This window comes from Tenacibaculum profundi (assembly GCF_057162725.1).
The window spans coordinates 1,683,563-1,703,837 of sequence record NZ_CM169894.1 but is presented as its reverse complement, the minus strand read 5'-3'; the positions used below and the strand labels follow the sequence as shown (position 1 = coordinate 1,703,837).

Annotated in this window: 17 protein-coding genes; all 17 read left to right on the top strand. The window is 29.1% G+C overall.

Going from position 1 to position 20,275, the window contains the following annotated elements; genetic code table 11:
- The 17 genes from wecC to rfbB all read left to right on the top strand — a co-directional run bounded on the left by wecC (window position 1) and on the right by rfbB (window position 20,211).
- Entirely contained in the window at window positions 1–1,230 is a 1,230-nt protein-coding gene (gene wecC, locus AC2GW8_RS06945; RefSeq protein WP_440882041.1) for a UDP-N-acetyl-D-mannosamine dehydrogenase, read from the top strand.
- Between the two features lies 1 nt (window position 1,231).
- Complete coding sequence (locus AC2GW8_RS06940) at window positions 1,232–2,572, top strand: oligosaccharide flippase family protein (protein ID WP_440882040.1); 1,341 nt, start codon at window positions 1,232–1,234, stop codon at window positions 2,570–2,572.
- Between the two features lie 5 nt (window positions 2,573–2,577).
- Window positions 2,578–3,723 carry a polysaccharide pyruvyl transferase family protein gene (locus AC2GW8_RS06935; RefSeq protein WP_440882039.1) on the top strand — a complete coding sequence of 382 codons (1,146 nt, stop codon included), beginning with the start codon at window positions 2,578–2,580 and terminating at the stop codon, window positions 3,721–3,723.
- 1,340 nt (window positions 3,724–5,063) lie between these two features.
- Window positions 5,064–6,230: a glycosyltransferase family 4 protein gene (locus AC2GW8_RS06930; protein WP_440882038.1), complete on the top strand. Its 1,167-nt coding sequence runs from the start codon at window positions 5,064–5,066 to the stop codon at window positions 6,228–6,230.
- A gap of 20 nt (window positions 6,231–6,250) precedes the next feature.
- Entirely contained in the window at window positions 6,251–7,363 is a 1,113-nt protein-coding gene (locus AC2GW8_RS06925) for a glycosyltransferase (RefSeq protein WP_440882037.1), read from the top strand.
- Window positions 7,360–7,884: an acyltransferase gene (locus AC2GW8_RS15310; RefSeq protein ID WP_527252137.1), complete on the top strand. Its 525-nt coding sequence runs from the start codon at window positions 7,360–7,362 to the stop codon at window positions 7,882–7,884. The genes AC2GW8_RS06925 and AC2GW8_RS15310 overlap by 4 nt, the downstream gene beginning before the upstream one ends.
- A gap of 1 nt (window position 7,885) precedes the next feature.
- Window positions 7,886–10,006, top strand: coding sequence for a bi-domain-containing oxidoreductase (locus AC2GW8_RS06915; RefSeq protein ID WP_440882036.1), 2,121 nt, complete (start codon window positions 7,886–7,888; stop codon window positions 10,004–10,006).
- A complete protein-coding gene (locus AC2GW8_RS06910; RefSeq protein WP_440882035.1) occupies window positions 9,988–11,571 on the top strand; it encodes a heparinase II/III domain-containing protein in 1,584 nt (527 codons plus the stop codon). Before AC2GW8_RS06915 ends, AC2GW8_RS06910 begins: the two co-directional genes overlap by 19 nt.
- 2 nt (window positions 11,572–11,573) lie before the next feature.
- Window positions 11,574–12,755, top strand: coding sequence for a glycosyltransferase family 4 protein (locus AC2GW8_RS06905; protein WP_440882034.1), 1,182 nt, complete (start codon window positions 11,574–11,576; stop codon window positions 12,753–12,755).
- Window positions 12,745–13,671, top strand: coding sequence for an NAD-dependent epimerase/dehydratase family protein (locus AC2GW8_RS06900; protein WP_440882033.1), 927 nt, complete (start codon window positions 12,745–12,747; stop codon window positions 13,669–13,671). The genes AC2GW8_RS06905 and AC2GW8_RS06900 overlap by 11 nt, the downstream gene beginning before the upstream one ends.
- 10 nt (window positions 13,672–13,681) lie before the next feature.
- Entirely contained in the window at window positions 13,682–14,233 is a 552-nt protein-coding gene (locus tag AC2GW8_RS06895) for a sugar transferase (protein ID WP_440882032.1), read from the top strand.
- A 1,019-nt stretch (window positions 14,234–15,252) separates the two neighbouring features.
- Complete coding sequence (locus AC2GW8_RS06890) at window positions 15,253–15,489, top strand: ribbon-helix-helix domain-containing protein (protein WP_440882031.1); 237 nt, start codon at window positions 15,253–15,255, stop codon at window positions 15,487–15,489.
- Window positions 15,486–15,764 (top strand): type II toxin-antitoxin system RelE/ParE family toxin, encoded by a 279-nt coding sequence (locus tag AC2GW8_RS06885; RefSeq protein ID WP_440882030.1) that lies wholly within the window; start codon window positions 15,486–15,488, stop codon window positions 15,762–15,764. Before AC2GW8_RS06890 ends, AC2GW8_RS06885 begins: the two co-directional genes overlap by 4 nt.
- A 920-nt stretch (window positions 15,765–16,684) precedes the next feature.
- Window positions 16,685–17,557 (top strand): glucose-1-phosphate thymidylyltransferase RfbA, encoded by an 873-nt coding sequence (gene rfbA / locus AC2GW8_RS06880; RefSeq protein WP_440882029.1) that lies wholly within the window; start codon window positions 16,685–16,687, stop codon window positions 17,555–17,557.
- 4 nt (window positions 17,558–17,561) lie between these two features.
- Entirely contained in the window at window positions 17,562–18,116 is a 555-nt protein-coding gene (rfbC, locus tag AC2GW8_RS06875) for a dTDP-4-dehydrorhamnose 3,5-epimerase (RefSeq protein WP_440882028.1), read from the top strand.
- Between the two features lie 2 nt (window positions 18,117–18,118).
- The gene (gene rfbD, locus AC2GW8_RS06870) at window positions 18,119–18,976 is read left to right on the top strand and encodes a dTDP-4-dehydrorhamnose reductase (RefSeq protein WP_440882027.1); all 858 of its coding nucleotides are present in this window, start codon (window positions 18,119–18,121) and stop codon (window positions 18,974–18,976) included.
- A gap of 185 nt (window positions 18,977–19,161) precedes the next feature.
- Window positions 19,162–20,211, top strand: a complete 1,050-nt coding sequence (gene rfbB / locus AC2GW8_RS06865; RefSeq protein WP_440882026.1) for a dTDP-glucose 4,6-dehydratase — start codon at window positions 19,162–19,164, stop codon at window positions 20,209–20,211.
- The last annotated feature ends 64 nt before the right edge of the window (window positions 20,212–20,275 follow it).

The window sequence follows — 20,275 nt, the reverse complement described above, 5'->3', positions numbered from 1 at the left end:
ATGAATAAACCAGAAGTTGTAATGATTGGTCTAGGGTATATTGGATTACCTACAGCGGCATTAATAGCGCAAAATAAAGTTACTGTCCATGGTGTTGACATTAATCCAAAAGTTGTGGAAACCATTAATAGGGGTGAAATTCACATTGTGGAACCAGAATTAGAACAAGCAGTTGAGAAAGCTGTAGAAGACGGATATTTGAAAGCATCAACTATTGCTGTGGAAGCGAATAACTATTTGATTGTTGTTCCAACTCCCTTTAAGGGGAAAAATGAACCAGATATTTCTTTTGTTGAAGCAGCAACACGTGGTATTATTCCATTATTAAAAGAAGAGGATTTATACATTATTGAATCTACTTCACCTGTAGGGACTACTGAGAAGATGAGGGACTTAATCTATCAGGAGAGACCTGAGTTAAAAGATAAATTATACATTGCGTATTGTCCTGAAAGAGTTCTTCCTGGTAATGTCATGTATGAATTAGTTTATAATGATAGAGTTATAGGTGGGATTGATGAAGTTTCAACAGAAAAAGCAATAGAATTTTATAGTAAATATGTAAAAGGTGAATTGCATAGAACCAATGCTCGTACGGCTGAAATGTGTAAATTAGTTGAAAATTCCTCAAGAGATGTTCAAATTGCCTTCGCAAATGAGTTATCGTTAATTTGTGATAAGGCTGATATTAATGTTTGGGAGTTAATTAATTTAGCAAACAAACATCCAAGGGTTAATATTTTACAACCTGGCTGTGGGGTAGGAGGTCATTGTATAGCGGTGGATCCATATTTCATTGTTTCTGAATATCCTATGGAATCTAAAATTATTGGAACAGCTAGAGAGGTTAATAACTACAAGTCTTTTTGGTGTGCAGAGAAAATTCAAAATGCGAAATTACAGTTTGAATTAGAACATGGGCGAAAGCCAAAAGTTGCTTTAATGGGATTGGCATTTAAACCAAATATTGACGATTTACGGGAGTCACCAGCAAAATATATTGTGAATAAAGTGTTACAGAACGACAGTAATGGAGAGTATTTCATTGTAGAACCTAATATAAAAGAACATAAGGTGTTTAAGTTAACTTCTTATATAAAAGCATTTAATCAGGCTGATATAATTGCTTTTTTAGTTGCTCATAATGAATTCAAGAATTTAGAAATTTCTATGAACAAGGTAGTTTTAGATTTTTGTGGTATTGTTTCAAAACATATAAATTATATTTAATTTGAAACTTAGTTTTAGATCCTTAGAAGATGGAGTAATAAAAAATATTGGATGGTCTGCTTTGGGTATGGTCTTTTCACGCATTTTTGCATTTGTACTTACTATTCTTGCCACAAGAATACTAGGAGCTACATTATTTTCAGAATTTTCCTACCACAGAAACTTATTAGGGTTAATGATGGTGTTATCTGGTTCATCAATTTCGATAGCTGCTCTACGATATAGTTCAAATAGATTTAAGAAACGTAAAGATTTCGTAAAGATTTATAGTAATCTTAGTTTTATATGTTTAGTGTTTCTTACTTTAACATCTTTATTAGTTTATTTTTTTTCTACAGCGATATCCAATTTTATTACATCAGATGCTAACTTAACTCGTTCGATAAAGTTGTTGATTTTTCCATTGGTCTTTAGTCTATTATATACCTTTAAATCGGGTTTTTATTCTGGTCTAGAATATTATAAGCAAATATCTAAGACTACAATAATTAGTGCTTTGATTTCATTCCCAATACAATGGAGTTTATTTGTTTATTTAGGTGTAGATGGAGGGATCATCGGTTTGGGTATATACTACATGTTGAATTACCTTTTTTTAGAGATTTATTTTGGAATTAAAAAAATAAAAGTTTCATTCGACTTTGAATCAATAGATTTAAAATATGTTAAAATAATTCTTAAATACATCTTACCTCTTTTAGTGTCACAATTAATATTCTTACCAGTTAAAATTTATCTTGAAAGTGAGTCAATTAGAAATGTTGGATTTAAGGAATTAGGTTTGTATCAATTTATGATATCTTTGCAAGTATATGTTGTATTCTTAATTTCTATGGTTAGTAACCCCGTTATTTCATATCTTAATATGAAAGGTTTGGGAGATAGAGAAGAAAAGTTAAACAATAATTTCACTTTGTTTTTTTCAGTAATTACCTGTGCTGTTTTGTTAGTATGTGAAAATTTTGTTTTTAATTATTTAGGAGATGATTACTGTAATATTTATAAGGCTAGTTATATTTATAAAAGTTCAGTCATTATTATTTTAATAATGTCATATAAAACAAGTTTTTTTAGAATTATAGCATTAAAAGCAAAAACTTTAATAAGTCTGTTTAGTAATTTAATTTGGATGGTTATAGTTTTGGTTTCATATTTCTTTATTTTTAATAATCAAGGGATTGTTATTAAATTGGTTTCTTCTTTTCTTTTAGGTTTTTTAATTAATCTAATATACTTAATTACTTATTCAATAATTTCGGGCCTAATAAAATTTAATTCTATAATTAATTTACATTCTGTTTTATTAATTTTTATAGTATTACTAATACTTTATATAAACTAAAAAGTATGAAAAAAATCAATTTAAATATTCTAATCACTGGCGGTTACGGGTCTAACTTAGGCGATGACGCTATGTTATTAGCGTTATTACTTTTTCTAAAAGAAAATCAGAAAGATAAAACCATTGGTGTTCTATGCTACAATAAAAAATACATACCTAAAATCTGTAAAGATATATTTAAAGATGTAAGATATATTGATCGATCAGATTCATATGAAATAAGTTGTGATACTTTGATTTATGGAGGAGGAAATCAGCATTTTAGCATTGGTTCTTCAGGTAAGAATGATAATAATTTTAGAAATCTTCGAAGAAGAGTCAAATTTTTAATCAAAAATAAGTCTCAGTTATTCTTTTCACTTTTGAAAAAGATTAATAAGAATGAGTTAATTTATAGAAAAAAGGTTTTCTTAGGTATAGGATTGGGCCCGTTTGAAAAAACTCCTAATTTAGATTATTTAGATAATAGTTTAGTAATTTTAAGAGATAAATTTAGTTTTAATTATTACAAAAATTCAATCTTAGGAGCTGATTTATGTTTTAATCAATATTTTTTAAACGACATAAAAAAACACATTGCTCAGAATCGAGATGAAGAAAAAAAACATCCTAAAAAAAGAATATGTGTTGTATTAAGAGATTGGTATCATAATAATAAGGTTAATGATGATGTGATCAACATGATTAATGATTTTATCATTAAACTAAATTCATATAAAGATGAGTTTGAAATTAATGTTATCAGTTTTTGTGATGTATTAGATTTTGAATTCAAAAGTCAACTAAATTATTATGATAATTTCTTTGAATATAACTCTAGGAGTTCGAATATTTATAATGTAATTTCATTAATTGACCAAAATGATATTATTATTACTAGTAGATATCACGGAATGGTATTTGGTTCAATATTGAATATTCCTACCATTGGGATAAATATTGATCAAAAATTGAAAAATTTTGAAAATGAAGAGAAGGTTGATGCAATTACTACTGTCGATATATCAAACGATTCAACAGAATTACTATCAAAAGTCACAATCCTTTTAAGTCTAAATATTAAAGAGCTTGAACAACAATTTGAAATAAGAAATGGAAAAATGATAGAAAGGAATTCAAAAATGATGAAGCAATTGAATAAGTTTTTTTAATTTGATAAGTAAATGTTTTTTATAATTTTAATTATACTATTACTTTTATATTTTTTTACAGGAGGGACTGCATTAGGAGTATCTTTAATTATGATTGCCTTTATGTCTTTTCTAGGAATTTTTACAAAATATAGTTTTCAAAGAAAGTTAAATTTACTTTTTATAATTTTGATAGGAGGATGTTATCTACTAACTTATAATTACAATTATAATAGCATAATGTCACCCCATGGAGATGATAGTTTATTTATCGATTTAGCATTAAATAATCCTTCATTCAAAGAATTTTATTCCTTTTTAATTCATAAAATATTTAATTTTTTGGATTTATTCTCTTTAAATTTAAAGGATAAAGTATTTCTTTTATATTTCTTTACTTGGGTTTTGTACGAAAAATTTATTGAAAAATCGTTTAAGGTTTTCAAGAAAGTATTCTCTAATAGAAAAATAAAATTTAAAATTTATTCAACAATTTTAATTTTTAATGTAATTATTCAAACAAGTTTTATCCATTTATATAGAGATTTAACGCTTTATTTTCTTTTAATATTAGGTTTACAATTTTTATTGAATAGAAGATTTGTGTTTTTTATAATATGTGTTTGTTTAAGCTTTTTAATAAGAGGGGCTAATACCTTTTTATTTTTACTAACTATAATCATATTTACTAATAGAAATATAATTTTTGGTACAAAGACAATTTATCATAAATATATTAGAAGTATTTTATTGATTTCTCTAATACCTTTGTTTTCGTTTTTGTTTATATTTATTAGTCCTTATTTAAGTAGATTTTCTAATGCATCAGCTAAAGGGATTACTCTCATCGAAATGGTGAATCAAAGGAGAGATATTATGTTAAGTAATGATGTTGAAAATCAGGTTACTTATAAGGTTATTAAAAGTAATTTTTTAGTTCAAATTACATTTTTACCAATAGTTACATTATTATCTCCTTTAAAATATCAAAAGTTTAATCAAGTAAATAAAAGAGTGAGTTTTAAATATGAAATACTATATTTAAATAATTATAAAGCTTATGGGGAGTTTATTTTATCAATAATTAGTTTAGTGTTTTTAATAATTTATTTTCCAAGATTTATTCTTAATATCAAAGAGTATATAAATTCAGACATTGACTTTTGGAGTATTTTTGTGATATTATTTTTATACTTATATTCGATTTCTTTTGTAAGCCTTGTACCAAGGCATAAAACTATGTTCTTAATTTTATATTCACTTATTTGTTCTTTTGAGTTTCATAAAAATAGAAAAATACTTTTAAAAAGAAATAATACAATAAGTATCACAATGTTTGTTTTAGTAATTTTATATAATATATGGTAAAAAAGAAAGTGTTCATAGTTACAACACATTCCACATTTGAAAGTGGAGGTGTCGGAACTCATTTGTCTGTTATGAATTATGAATTTACGAAAAGTAAATTCGATTTTAATTTAATTTTAGGTTTTAACAAAACTGAAAAAATATTTTATAAGATAATAGATTTTGTTTTAAAGAAGACGCCTTTTTCGCCTCTGGTATTAATTTTTAGGGCATATTTATTATACTCTAAATTGAAAGCTGAAATTAAAAAGCAAGATATTAAAAGCCTAAAAATAATTTCTCATGACAAATTTTCATCTTTAGCAGGAATATTGGTGAAGTTTTCCTTATTAAAGGAAACAGAAGTTTATCAAGTTTTACATGCACCTTTTAGTGAACAATTTTTGATTACTAATAAAAATAACAAAGATTTATTTGGTTTTTCAAAATTCCTTGATGTATCTATATCAAAACTAGTAGATGGTGTTATAGGAGTTGACGACTTACAATTAAATATAGAGCAAGGTATGTATGATTTAAAAAATGATTTTAAAGGTGTTGTAGTTAGTAATGCAGTTAATATCTTACAATTAGATAATGTTGTTAATAAAAGAAAAAATCATAATGAAGATTTTATAATTATAGCAAGACACTTGCATAAAAAAAATGGTGTTGAGTATGGGATTGAAGGCTTCTTGAATTATTACAATAATTCAAAGAATAATAAATTCAAAAAAATTATTGTGATCGGTGATGGTCCATTAAGAGAGGATCTTGAAAAGAAATTTAAAATAGAAATAGAAAAAGGAATCGTAATTTTAAAAGGTAGGGTAGACAATAAAGAAGCTTTAGAATTAATAAATAATGCTTCTTTGAGTATTATTCCTTCAATTCCTGTTGGTAATTATATAGAAGCAACATCATTAACAATGTTAGAGTCTATGTATATTGGTACTCCTGTTATAGCTAGTAATATTGGAGGTTTAGCAGATACTATTGTGAATAATGAAGATGGAATTCTAGTTGAGCCAAGAGAACCGATTCAAATAGCTGATTCAATTTTAGAATTAGAAAAGAATGAAGAAAAATATCAGAAAATTATATCTAATTCTAGACAGAAGGTTATAGAAAATTATTCATCTGGAGTTTGGTTCGACAAAATAATTAAATTTATCAATTAGTGAAGGTTTTAATCAATTTAATGCCAATTAAAAGTGGGGGAGGACAACAAGTTGCTTCAAATTTTGTAATTCAGCTTTTAAAAAAAAAAGATGTTTTAGCTTTTTTCCTAGTTACAAAAGACACGTATATTCATAAGGTTTTACAGAATAAACAATATGAAAATATGTATGCTGTAAAAAAAGGATTATTAAAACGATTAAGTTTTCAATTGTTTAAACTAGGAAGAATTATTAAAAAGAATAATATTAATATCATTTATACGATGTTTGGTCCAGGATTGAATTATAGGGGAGTAAAATCAGTTACTGGTTGTGCATATTCAAATCTCTTTTTTCCTGAAATTAAATTTTGGCAAGGCTATTCAGGTTTTGAACTATTAAAACTCAAATTAATTGATAAGTATCGTTTAACATCGACATTAAAATCAGATTATATAGTCTTTGAAAATGAGTCTATGCTTAGGAGAGCGGTAAACTTATTTAACTATCCTATGGAACGAACTAAATTGATATTACCTTCAATATCTGCTTATCCAAGTATAGAGATTAGCGAAATTTTTGAGGAAAAATTAAAAAAGATTGATAGTTCTAAGTTTAATTTTTTAATGTTAACTGGATGGCATAAAAATAAGAATATTGAAATTGTTCCTTATGTTTTAAGTGAATTATCAAAGTTGGAGTGTAAAGATATTGATTTTATAATAACAGTTCCAGAGGATCATCCTGAATCTTTGAAGTTAAAAGAAGTAGCAAAAAAGTTTTCTGTTAAAGAGAAAATTAAATTTATAGGATCTGTTAAACCTGAAGAGGTTCCACTATTATTTAAAGAAATAAATGCAGTAGCACTTTTCAGTTTATTAGAAAGCTTTAGTAATAACATCATAGAATCTTGGTGTCTTAAGAAACCTCTATTTATATCAGATGAAGAATGGTCAAGGGCGATTTGTGGGGATGCGGCAATTTATGTTGACCGAATAAATGCTGTTAAAATAGCTGAAAAAATAATTAGTTATAGAAAAGATCCAAATTTACAAAAAGCGATAAAAGAGAATGCGAAAAAAGTTTTGAAGTTGTACCCAAATCCTGAAGAAAAGGTTGATTTACAGTTAGATTTTTTAAAAGAAGTAGAATGAAAAAGAGTATTAAAAACTTTCTAGTTTGTACTTATGAATTAATTTCTTCGATAGTATTCGCTTTACCAAGGCATCGTGTTTTTACTTTTGTTAAGAGTAATTATATGAGAATTCAAGGGGCTGAAATAGGGAAAGGAATTACTTATTATCCTGGCATTAAAATTAATCCATGCATTAACCTTAAATTGGGGAATAATGTAGATTTGGCCTGGGGAGTTCTTATAACTACAACGGGGGGGGTTGAAATTGGAGATAGAACTTTAGTGGGCTATGGAACCAATATTTTATCAGCAAATCACGTTATTCCTGAAAACAGAGGAAGGATATTTGAATCAGGACACATAAAGAAAAAAGTTATAATAGCAAATGATGTGTGGATTGGATCTAACTGTATCATTTTAGCAGGTACTAGAATAGGAGAAGGTGCAGTAGTAGCAGCTGGATCTGTAATAACTAAGGATGTTGAACCATTTACCATAGTTGGAGGAATTCCAGCGAAAGTAATTAAAAAAAGGAATTAGATTGAAACAAATAATACAAGACCTTAAGAAAGGAGATACAATATTAGAAGAAGTTCCTGTGCCCTTAGTTAAGAAAGGGCATGTACTTATAAAAACAACAAAGACATTGGTATCTCTTGGTACAGAAAAAATGTTAGTAGAATTTGGAAAGGCAAATTTTATTCAAAAAGCGAAACAACAACCGGATAAGGTAAAAATGGTTTTAGATAAGGTAAAAACCGATGGTTTAAAACCAACAATAGATGCAGTTTTTAATAAATTAGGTCAACCATTACCACTTGGATATTGCAATGTAGGAGAAGTTGTAGCTGTAGGAAAAGGCGTTTCAGAATTTAAAATTGGTGATCGAGTTGCATCTAATGGTAATCATGCAGAATATGTTTTAGTTCCTAAAAATCTTGTTGCAAAAATTCCAGATAACGTATCGGACGAGGAGGCTGCATTTACAGTAATTGGCGCTATTGGATTACAGGGTGTTAGGTTGTTGAATCCGACATTTGGCGAAACAATTGTAGTTGTAGGGTTAGGTCTTATTGGTTTAGTAACAGCAGAACTTCTTAAAGCCAATGGGTGTAATGTTATTGGATTTGATTTTGATCCTGAAAAAATTAAAATAGCAAAGTCAAAAGGTATAACAGCAATAAACCCATCAGAAGGAACAGACCAGGTTAAATTTGTAGAAACCTTTACAAATGGAATAGGTGCTGATGGCGTAATTATTACTGCTTCAAGTAAAAGTAATGATATTATAGCACAATCAGCACAAATGTGCCGTAAACTTGGTAGAATTATTCTTGTAGGTGTAATAGGATTGGATATTAGTCGAGCAGACTTTTATAATAAGGAAATATCTTTTCAAGTTTCTTGCTCTTATGGACCGGGAAGATATGACGAAGAGTATGAACAAAAAGGTAATGATTATCCAATAGGCTATGTTCGATGGACAGAAAAGAGAAACTTTGAAGCTGTGCTAAATGCGATTTCAGTCGGTTCATTAGACGTAAATCCATTGATAACAGAAAGAGTTCCTCTTGAAGAGTTTGAGACTATTTATGGAGACATGTCTTCTTCTAAATCTATAGCATCAATCTTAGAATATAATTCTACGGAAAAACCCAAAAACACAGTTAAGTTAAACGAGAAAACGTTTGATGGCAATAAAGGAATTATAGGAATTGTTGGGTCCGGGAATTTTACAAGTGCTACTATTTTACCAAGCCTAAAAAAATTAAATGCAGATATAAAATATATCGCTAGTTCTGGCGGATTATCCTCTACTACTATGGCAAAACAATATAGTATTACTAACTCAACAACAAATTACAAGGAAATACTTTCTGATACGGAAACAGATTTGGTCTTTATTACAACGAAACATAATATGCATGCGTCAATGGTTCTAGAAACATTGCGAGCTGATAAAAGTGTTTTCGTTGAAAAACCATTGGCTTTAAATAGAGATGAACTTAGTGAAATTATAGAAGAATATAATGCTAGAAATGTTTCAATTTCTGTTGGGTTTAATAGACGATTTGCTCCTTTAGCAAAACAAATGAAGAAAGTTTTAGGTAATGATAATACTCCTTTGAATATTGTAGCAACAATGAATGCAGGGTTCATCCCTTCTGATGTTTGGGTGCATGATATGGAAGTAGGGGGAGGTAGAATAATTGGAGAAGCATGCCACTATATTGATTTATGTACATATTTAGCTGGAAGTAAAGTAAAATCTGTATGTATGAATTCCATGGGGGTTAATCCAGAAGAAAATACGGATAATGCCAGCATTCTTTTAAAATATGAAAACGGAACTAATGCTGTAATTAACTACTTCGCCAATGGATCAAAAGCTTATTCTAAGGAGAGAGTCGAGGTATATTCTCAGGAAAGAACTTTAGTAATGGATAATTGGCGAAAATTATCAGGTTTTGGATTTAAGAAATTCTCAAAATGCTCTTCTAAACAAGATAAAGGTCATTATAATCAATTTAATGAATTGATTAATAGCCAAAAATTAGGTGGTGAATCAATCATCCCTTTTGAAGAGATTGTAAATACAACCAAGGCATCCTTTGCTGCTATTGAATCTTTGAAAGAAGGAAGATGGATAGAAGTAAAATAATTACGTTATATGATACAATTAAATACTTAAAGCCTGTCCAAGTTTATTACAGGCTTTACTATTTATTACGTAATCGATTTTATAAAAAATCATATTCTAATAAGGAAATAGATCGAGTTATAGATTTACTTTGGAGTGACGAAGTTTTTAATAATACATCTTATTTAGGAGCTAATAAATTTGAGTTTTTAAATATTCCAGTGAGTTTCAATAAAAAAATAAATTGGAATTATTCTGAATTCGGAAAATTATGGACTTATAATTTGAATTATTTTGACTTTTTAAATCAAAAAAATATTTCTGTTGACTCTTGTTTAGAGTTGATCAAAGATTATATCAATCAAGATTCGACATTATTAGATGGTAAAGAACCTTATGTTATTTCATTAAGAGGAATTAACTGGGTTAAATTTTTGTCAAAGAATACTATAAAAGATAAAATCATTGACGGAACACTTTATCACCATTATGAAATTTTATTAGATAATTTGGAATATCATCTTTTAGGTAATCATTTATTAGAGAATGGATTTTCTCTACTTTTTGGGGGATATTATTTTCAAGATGAAAAATTATTAGATACCGCTCGAAAAATTTTAAAGTCTGAATTAGAGGAACAAATTTTGAAAGATGGAGGGCATTATGAGCTCTCTCCAATGTATCATCAGATCTTATTGGGAAGACTTTTAGATTGTATTCAATTAATGAGACGAAATGAGCAGATTAATGATCGAAATTTATTGAGTTTTCTAGAAGAAAAGGCTTCTAGCATGTTGTCGTGGTTAAATAATCTTACCTATAAAAATGGTAATATCCCATTATTAAATGATAGTTCTACAGGAATAGCACCAGCTTCAAAAGAGTTATTCAGTTATGCTAAATCTTTACATCTAAATTGGAAAAATATTAAATTATCTGATTCAGGTTATAGAAACTTCAAATCAGATATATTTGAAGTTGTTATAGATGTTGGGGATATCCAGCCATCTTACCAGCCAGGACATGCACATTCAGACACTTTTAGTTTTGAATTATACGCTCAGAATATCCCAATTATTGTGGATCCTGGTGTTTCTACTTATGAAAAAAATGAGAGAAGACAGAAAGAGAGAGGTACCCACTATCATAATACTGTACAATTAGGTAATTTAGAACAAACACAAGTCTGGGGAGGGTTTAGGGTAGCAAAAAGAGCTAAGGTTTTTGGTGTAATTGAAGATGAGAATAAAGTGCTTGCCAAACATGATGGATATAAAAATAGAGGAGTTATTCATTCGAGACAATTTCATTTAGACCGAAATACTTTCTCCATAAAAGATTCCTTGGAAGGCAAGTCTTCATTGGACAAAAAAATGATTTTACATTTTCATCCTGACGTTAAAATAAACGAAATTAGTAAATCTCAGTTCCAACTAAATAATCTAATATTGAACCTTAGAGGCCAGTATGATAAAGTTGTTATTCAAGATTATGAATTTAGCATGGGTTTTAATAAAACAAGAAAAGGAAAAAAAATAATGGTGTTTTTTAACAGAGAATTAGAGACTCGTATTACCGAAATATAATTATGAAAATATTATTCCTAACATTTTATTACGAACCAGACTTGTCAGCAGGGTCTTTTAGAAACACTTCGTTACTTAAGGAGCTTTTAAATCACCTGGATAGTAATGATACGGTTCATGTAATTACAACGCAGCCTAACAGATATGACTCTTTCAAAGCAAAGGCTAAAGATAAAGAGGAAATTAAAGAAGGTATAGTGGTTAACAGAATTAAAATCCCCGAACATGGAAGCGGAATTATAGGACAAATTAAATCGTATAAAGAGTTTTATTTTAAAGCTTTAAAGCTTATAAAGGACGAAGAATATGATTTAGTTTATGCTTCTTCGTCTCGTTTATTTACGGCATATCTCGGTGCAAAAATTGCTAGAAAGAAAAAGGCTAAACTTTATTTAGATATTAGAGATATCTTCAGAGAAACTATTACGGATTTATATAAGAATAAGATCATTAATCTAGGATTAAACTTATTTTTAAAACCCGTTGAGAATTTTACTTTTAAAAGAGCTGGACATATAAACTTAGTTTCAAAAGGATTTAAGAGTTATTTTGAAAAATATAAAAAAACAGAATATTCATTTTTTACTAATGGTATTGACGAATTGTTTTTATCCTCCCCAATAGATAATACTGAAGAAAAAAAGAGCGAAGTTAAAACCATAATATATGGCGGTAATATTGGAGAAGGACAAGGATTAGACTTAATTATACCAGATATAGCTAAGAAACTATCTAGAACACATAAATTTCAGATTATTGGTGATGGTGGAGCTAGAGAAAAACTGGAAGAAAAATTAAGAGTAAATAATATCGAAAATGTTGAAATGATTCCTCCGGTCAATAGAAATGAGCTAATAAGTTATTACCAAAAAGCGGATTATCTATTTTTACACTTGAATAAGCATAAGGCATTTGAAAGAGTATTACCATCTAAACTTTTTGAATATGGGACTTTTAATAAACCTATAATTGCTGGTGTAGATGGATACGCGAAACAATTTTTGAAAGAAAATATGTCTAACTTAATTTTGTTTGAACCAACTAATGCAGATGAACTTTATAATAGTTTGACGAATTTCAAATATAGAAATGAGGAAAGAAAACAATTTAAGAAGAAGTATAGTAGAACGGAAATTAATAAGAGAATGACAGAGTCAATAATAAGTTTTGGAAATGACCAATAATATTTTAATTAGTGGAATTACAGGTTTCGTTGGGTTTAACTTATCAAATTATTTAAAAGAAGACTACAGAATCCAGGGAGTTTCAAGGAGAACATCAGATAAATTCATTTCTTATGATGTCTTAAATAAGGAAGTTTTAAATGCAAATAAAGCTTTTATCCATTTAGCAGGCAAGGCGCATGATTTAAAAAATACTTCGCAGGAGAAAGAGTATTTTAATGTTAATTTTGAGCTTACCAAAAATGTATTTGATAAATTTTTAAATAGTGACTGCGACGTTTTTATTTTTATGAGTTCCGTAAAAGCAATTGCGGGTGAAGTTGAAGGAGTTTTGGATGAAAGTCATGAGTCAAATCCAGTAACGGCTTATGGGAAATCAAAGCTGGCCGCTGAAGAGTATATTTTAAGTAAAGAAGTGCCTAAGAATAAAAGAGTTTACATTTTAAGGCCATGCATGATTCATGGCCCAAGTAATAAGGGGAATTTGAATTTGTTATATAATTTTGTGTCTAAAGGTATTCCTTATCCATTTGGGAAATATGAAAATCAACGATCTTTTTTATCGGTGAAAAACTTATGTTTCGTAATTAAAGAGTTGATTGAAAATAAAACAATACCATCTGGTGTTTACAATATTGCTGATGATACACCGCTTTCTACAAAAAAACTGGTTTTAAATATAGGGAAAGCAATAGAAAAAGAAGTGAGGGTGTTAAATTTACCAAAGTCTGTGCTAATTATTTTAGGTAAAATTGGGGATATATTACCAATTCCAATAAATACAGAAAAAATACATAAACTAACGGAAAACTATATGGTATCCAATAAAAAAATTAAAGATGCTATTGGAATAAAAAAATTACCATTATCTGCAGAAGAAGGTATACATTTAACAATTAAAAGTTTTATAAAATAGAATTATAATAATGATACGTCTTTTTGATTTTATATTCTCATTATTTGGAATATTAGTTTTATGGCCTTTTGGCTTAATCGTTTATATTTTAGGTTTGTTTGATACTGGATCTCCAATTTTTAAACAAAAAAGAGTAGGGAAAAATAAAAAACCATTTACTTTGTTAAAGTTCAGAACAATGAGTGTGAATACAAAGTCTGTAGCAACTCATCTAGCAAATAGTAGCTCAGTTACCAAGTTAGGATCTTTTTTACGAAAATCTAAATTGGATGAATTACCGCAGTTAATTAATGTTTTAAAGGGAGACATGAGTCTCGTTGGCCCTAGACCAAATCTTTTTAATCAAGAAGAATTAATAAAAGAAAGAGGCGAGAGGGGTGTATATAATTCTTTGCCGGGAATAACTGGCTTAGCTCAAATAAATGAGATAGATATGTCTACACCAAAGCAATTAGCGGAGGTTGATGCAGAGATGTTGGATAATTTGACTACGAAAAAATATTTTCAATATATACTGGCTACAGTTGGAGGTAAAGGGGCTGGTGATAGAATTAAAGAATAATAAAAATAACGTAGCTCAGAAATTTTCTGAGTTTATTTTTGAATTTATGGTCTCGTCCTAAACAGATAAGCCAAAAATAACACCGCAAGAAGTGTTTAAATGAAAAGCTGTTTGAGCGTAGCGAGTTCTTTTCATTTAGGTTCGAGGATGTTTAATTTTGAGCGAAGTATGGTTAAGGCTATATTTTTGTTTATTTTTCATCAACGGAAAAAGAAAATACTAGACATTTTATTTCGTGATGTGAGTTTATAGTTATTGATATTCAAGTTTTAAAAATATTGATTACTAGAAAGTTAAGATTGTGTATTGCGTTATGTATAAACTTTCTTTCATTTTGTCTTGATACAAAACGAAACAAAAAATCAAGTTCAGCCTAGGAAATTACTTCGTAACGCTCACTTTTGAAACTACTACATGCTTGATGCTTCGCATCGCAGTTCCGTTTCTTCGTTCACTATTTCTTTGTTTAGACATTTTAATAAGAATTACCCGTCATAAGCAGGCAAGCCAAAAACAACACCGCAAGAAGTGTTTAAATGAAAAGCTGTTTGAGCGTAGCGAGTTTTTTTTACTTAGGTTCGAGGATGCTTAAACGATTTTAACTTTTATTTGTGCACACCGTTTAATGCCGATATACATTTGATAGCCAATAAAAAACGAAGTGAATTTATTGGGTAGCATCAAATGATAATCGGTATTAGTTTTGAGCGCAGTCTTGTGAAGACTAGATTTTTTGGTTCTTTTTCATCAACAGAAAAAGATAATGATTTAAAAAATAAGTAGTGCATGTTCTTGAGAATTCTCCTAAAATTGAAATGTCAGTTCGAGTGATTTTTAATGAGGGTTAACGAAGTAAAAAATGTATCGAGAACTATATTAAAAACGTTTTAAAAGGTATGTAAAATAAGCTTTTGGGTGTTTGAACTTAAATAGTCTGAATTTTTATATTTGAATAGCGCAAATTATTGTAATTGGTGTTTTTTTGGTGTATATTTACATCAAAATTTAAATATTTTAGTATGGCAAGACAAAGTATTTCGTTAACCCAGCCAAATGATGAATGGCTAAAAAAGCAAATTATTAGCAAAGAATTTAGCAGTAAAAGTGAATTAATAAACGATTTAATCAGGCAAGCTAGGGGGCAGCAACATAAAATTGATTGGTTGAGATTGAAACTTGAAAAAGGAGAGCAAAGTGGGTTTACTTCAAATTCAAGGGAAGACATCTTAGCCAAAGCTAAAAAGGGGGTTAGATGACATACCAACTAACTAAAGAAGCGGAAGAAGACTTGATTAGAATTTATCGTTACGGATATAAAACGTTTGGAGAAACTCAAGCAGATAAATATTATGCTTCTTTTTTTGATAGTTTTGATCGAATAGCAACGAATCCTTTTCAATTTCCTAGAGCAGATCATATTCGAGAAGGGTATCGATATTGTGTTTCAGGTTCAGATACTATTTATTTCAGAATAAATGACAGTACAATTGAAATTATTGCTATTGTGGGGCATCAAGATTTCTGTGAGTAAATCATTAGGTGTTACTAGTGCAGTCGAAGTGTTAAATTGCTTTTCATTTCAAATAATTTAACTCGAGGTGAAGATTAAATAAAAAGTTTTATAGCCATTCTTTTTCATCAATGGAAAAAGAAAAACACTAAACATTTTATTTCGTGGTGTTAGTTTTGTAGCTATTGATATTCCTGTTAAAAATATTAATTATTAAAAGGCTAAGATTATATGTTGGATTATATCTAAATTTTGTTTCATTTTGTCTGAATACAAAACGAAACAAAAAATCAAGTTCAACCTAGGAAATTACTTGGTAACGCTCACTTTCTAAACTACATGCTTGATGCTTCGCATCGCAGTTCCGTTTCTTCGTTCACTATTTCTTTGTTTAGGCATTTTAATAAGAAAATTACCCGTCATAAGTAGGCAAATCGAAAATAACACCTCAAGAAGGGGTAAGATTAAAAGATGTTTGAGCACAGCGAGTTCTTTTTATTTAGGTTCGAGGATGCTCAGTTTTTAGCGTCGACTGGTTAAGGCTATATTTTTTGTTTTTTTTTATGAAAGGGAAAAAGAAAAATACTAAACATTTTATTTCGTGATGTGAGTTTTGTAGCTATTGATGTTTTAGTTAAAAACATTGATTAATAAAAGGTTAAGGTTATAGGTTGGGTTATATCTAAACTTTCTTTCATTTAGGTTCGAAGATGTTTAGTTTTGAGTGCCGACTGGTTAGGACTAGATTTTTTGGTTCTTTTTATGAAAGGGAAAAAAGCAAATAAAATACGCTTCGCTATTACTTTATTTAAATACTAATTATAAATTATAATGAATACAAGAAATACTTATTTAAAAATTGTATCACATATTTCTCATTAATTACTTTCTTATCTTTGGGCAATTAAAAAAAGAATAATTATAATCTAATAAAAAATCATATGAAAGGCATCATTTTAGCAGGCGGTTCAGGAACACGACTATACCCTATAACCAAAGGAGTGTCAAAGCAGTTGTTACCAGTATATGATAAACCAATGATTTATTATCCTCTGTCCGTATTAATGTTGGCTGGGATTAAAGATATATTAATCATTTCTACTCCTCAAGATTTGTCAAATTTTGAACAATTATTAGGGTCGGGGAAAGAGTTAGGAATTCAGCTTTGTTATGCAGAGCAGCCTTCACCAGATGGCTTAGCGCAGGCGTTTATTATTGGTAAAGAATTTATTGGTACCGATGATGTTTGTTTAATATTGGGAGATAATATTTTTTATGGGCATGGACTTCCGGAGATGCTAAAAAATGCTGTTAAGAATGTTGAAGAAGAGAAAAAAGCAACGGTTTTTGGTTATTATGTGGGAGACCCTCAGCGGTATGGGGTAGCAGAATTCGATAAATCAGGAAACGTTATTTCTATAGAAGAGAAGCCAATCGAACCAAAATCTAATTACGCAGTTGTAGGGCTTTATTTTTACCCGAATAATGTAACTGGTATAGCAGAAGGAGTAAAACCATCTGATAGAGAGGAGTTAGAAATTACTTCTGTGAATCAAAAATATTTAGAAGATAAAGCATTAAAGGTTGAGTTGATGGGGAGAGGCTTTGCTTGGCTAGATACTGGAACACATGATTCTTTGATGGAGGCAGGACAATTTATCGAAACTATTGAAAAGAGACAAGGATTAAAAGTGGCATGCTTAGAAGAAATTGCTTTTTATATGGGGTATATTGATGAGATGCAAGTAAAGAAATTAGCGGAGCCTTTAAAGAAAAATAATTATGGTAAATACCTGTTAAATTTGATTAAATAAAATTATGAACTTTATAAAAACAAAAATTCCTGATGTGATCATTATCGAACCAAAAATTTATGGAGATCATAGAGGGTATTTTTTTGAGTCTTTCAATTTAAAAACTTTTAATGAAAAGGTCATTAAAACTGACTTTGTTCAGGATAACGAATCTAAATCCTCTAGAGGTGTATTAAGAGGCTTGCATTTTCAAAAGCCACCATATGCTCAAGCTAAATTGGTGCGTTGTATTAAAGGTTGCGTTTTAGATGTAGCGGTTGATATAAGGGTTGGGTCTCCCACTTATGGACAACATGTTACTGTGGAATTATCGGAAGATAATAAACGACAGCTATTTGTTCCCAGAGGATTTGCTCATGGTTATTCAGTGTTATCTGAGGAAGCAATTTTTGCTTATAAGGTTGATAATTGGTATAAACCCGAATATGATAGTGGTATTATATGGAATGATACCGATTTAGGGATAGATTGGCAATTAGAGAACGATTCGATTAAATTATCAGAAAAGGATTCAAATCTATTAGTTTTTAAAGATTTAAAAAGTTCATTTAACTATTAAAAATGAATATACTAGTAACAGGAGCTTCTGGCCAATTAGGCTCAGAGATAAGAGAAAAATCAATTAAATATTCTCAATATAAATTTTTTTTTGAGGACTCTAAAAGTTTAGATATAACAGATTTTGATAAAGTAGAAGTATTTGTAGTAGAAAACAATATAAATGTTGTTATAAATTGTGCAGCTTATACGGCTGTAGATAAGGCAGAGATTGAAGAACGAGATGCTGAAAATATTAATTTACGAGGCGTTAAAAATTTAACTTCGGCATTAAAAGATAGAGGAAAACTAATTCATATTTCAACAGATTATGTATTTAACGGTAAGAGTTATGAGCCTTATAAAGAAGAAGATAATGTCGATCCTATTGGTGTTTATGGAAAAACGAAACGTTTAGGAGAAGAACATATTTTAACTTCCGAAGTTGAATCATTAATTATACGTACCTCTTGGGTATATTCTAGTTTTGGAAATAATTTTGTAAAAACAATGTTACGTTTAGGGAAAGAACGAGATGAATTAAATGTGATTTTCGATCAGATTGGTTCACCTACGTACGCGAGAGACTTGGCACTGGTGTGTTTAAATGCTATAGATAAGGACTTTTCGAAGCTCTCTAAAATTTATCACTACTCAAATGAAGGTGTAGTTTCATGGTACGATTTTGCAAAGGCAATTATGGAAATTTCCGGCGTTGTTTGTAATGTACATCCTATTGAAACTAAAGAGTATCCAACACCTGCGAAGCGACCCAATTATTCATTATTAAATAAGTCAAAAATTAAAAAAGAGTTTAATATTACAATTCCTTACTGGAGGGATTCATTAAGAGATTGTATAAAAAAAATAGAACAGAACTAATGAAACCGAGATGTTTAAAATAATACTATTTGGAGCTTAAAATTATTGTAAGAGAAAATGAAAAAAAACGTTTTATTACGGTAATTTCAAGTTACAAATGGCATAAGTATTAAATTTAAAGAAAAACGATTACTTTAAATATCAAAGGTTACATCTGACTATTGAAAAATAATAAAAATAAACAGATGAAAAACATATTAATTACTGGAGGAGCCGGATTTATTGGCTCTCATGTCGTTAGATTATTTGTGAACGCATATCCACATTATCACATTTATAATTTAGATGTTTTAACTTATGCAGGTAATTTGGAAAATCTAAAAGATATTGAGGATAAACCGAATTATACGTTCATCAAAGCAGATATTTGTGATCATGAAAAAATGGAATCTATTTTTTCTGACTATAATATCGATGGCGTTATTCATTTGGCAGCTGAATCCCATGTTGATAGATCAATAAAAGACCCATTTTCTTTCGCTAAGACAAACGTTTTAGGAACCCTGAGTTTATTGCAGGCAGCCAAAACGTACTGGAATAGTGATTTTGAGAATAAATTATTTTATCATGTATCTACAGATGAGGTATATGGAACCTTAAATGACGAAGGTTTTTTTACAGAAGACACTCCTTATGATCCACATTCTCCATATTCTGCTTCAAAAGCATCATCCGATCATTTTGTTAGAGCTTTTTTAGACACGTATAAATTACCTGTTGTTATTTCTAATTGTTCAAATAACTATGGATCGTATCAATTTCCAGAAAAATTAATTCCTTTATTTATTAATAATATTTGCAATAACAAGTCGCTACCTGTGTATGGAAGTGGAGAAAATGTTAGGGATTGGCTATTTGTGGAAGATCATGCACGAGCGATTGATGTTGTTTTTCATAAAGGAAAAGTTGGAGATACTTACAATATTGGAGGTTTTAATGAATGGAAGAACATTGACTTAATAAAGGTAATTATAAAAACAGTGGATAGGCATTTAAAACGACCGGAAGGAAGCTCTGATAAATTGATAACTTATGTAACAGATAGAGCGGGTCATGATTATCGATATGCAATTGATTCAACTAAATTAAAGAATGAGTTAGGATGGGAGCCTTCTCTTCAATTTGAGGAGGGTATTGAAAAAACAGTTATATGGTATTTAGATAATAAAGATTGGGTAGATAATGTTACGAGCGGAAATTATCAAAAGTATTACCAAGATATGTATGGAGAGTAGAAAAATAATATTTCTATTTCTTTACGATTTACGATTAAAATAAAAAACCTCAAACATTTTGTTT

What these genes read in the sequence shown, in the direction of transcription:
- rfbC (WP_440882028.1), top strand. Translation starts at nt 17,562, where the DNA reads ATGAACTTTATAAAAACAAAAATTCCTGATGTGATCATTATCGAACCA.
- AC2GW8_RS06925 (WP_440882037.1), top strand. Translation starts at nt 6,251, where the DNA reads ATGCCAATTAAAAGTGGGGGAGGACAACAAGTTGCTTCAAATTTTGTA.
- AC2GW8_RS06890 (WP_440882031.1), top strand. Translation starts at nt 15,253, where the DNA reads ATGGCAAGACAAAGTATTTCGTTAACCCAGCCAAATGATGAATGGCTA.
- AC2GW8_RS06885 (WP_440882030.1), top strand. Translation starts at nt 15,486, where the DNA reads ATGACATACCAACTAACTAAAGAAGCGGAAGAAGACTTGATTAGAATT.
- wecC (WP_440882041.1), top strand. Translation starts at nt 1, where the DNA reads ATGAATAAACCAGAAGTTGTAATGATTGGTCTAGGGTATATTGGATTA.
- AC2GW8_RS15310 (WP_527252137.1), top strand. Translation starts at nt 7,360, where the DNA reads ATGAAAAAGAGTATTAAAAACTTTCTAGTTTGTACTTATGAATTAATT.
- AC2GW8_RS06905 (WP_440882034.1), top strand. Translation starts at nt 11,574, where the DNA reads ATGAAAATATTATTCCTAACATTTTATTACGAACCAGACTTGTCAGCA.
- AC2GW8_RS06895 (WP_440882032.1), top strand. Translation starts at nt 13,682, where the DNA reads ATGATACGTCTTTTTGATTTTATATTCTCATTATTTGGAATATTAGTT.
- rfbD (WP_440882027.1), top strand. Translation starts at nt 18,119, where the DNA reads ATGAATATACTAGTAACAGGAGCTTCTGGCCAATTAGGCTCAGAGATA.
- AC2GW8_RS06910 (WP_440882035.1), top strand. Translation starts at nt 9,988, where the DNA reads ATGGATAGAAGTAAAATAATTACGTTATATGATACAATTAAATACTTA.
- rfbB (WP_440882026.1), top strand. Translation starts at nt 19,162, where the DNA reads ATGAAAAACATATTAATTACTGGAGGAGCCGGATTTATTGGCTCTCAT.
- AC2GW8_RS06900 (WP_440882033.1), top strand. Translation starts at nt 12,745, where the DNA reads ATGACCAATAATATTTTAATTAGTGGAATTACAGGTTTCGTTGGGTTT.
- rfbA (WP_440882029.1), top strand. Translation starts at nt 16,685, where the DNA reads ATGAAAGGCATCATTTTAGCAGGCGGTTCAGGAACACGACTATACCCT.
- AC2GW8_RS06935 (WP_440882039.1), top strand. Translation starts at nt 2,578, where the DNA reads ATGAAAAAAATCAATTTAAATATTCTAATCACTGGCGGTTACGGGTCT.
- AC2GW8_RS06930 (WP_440882038.1), top strand. Translation starts at nt 5,064, where the DNA reads ATGGTAAAAAAGAAAGTGTTCATAGTTACAACACATTCCACATTTGAA.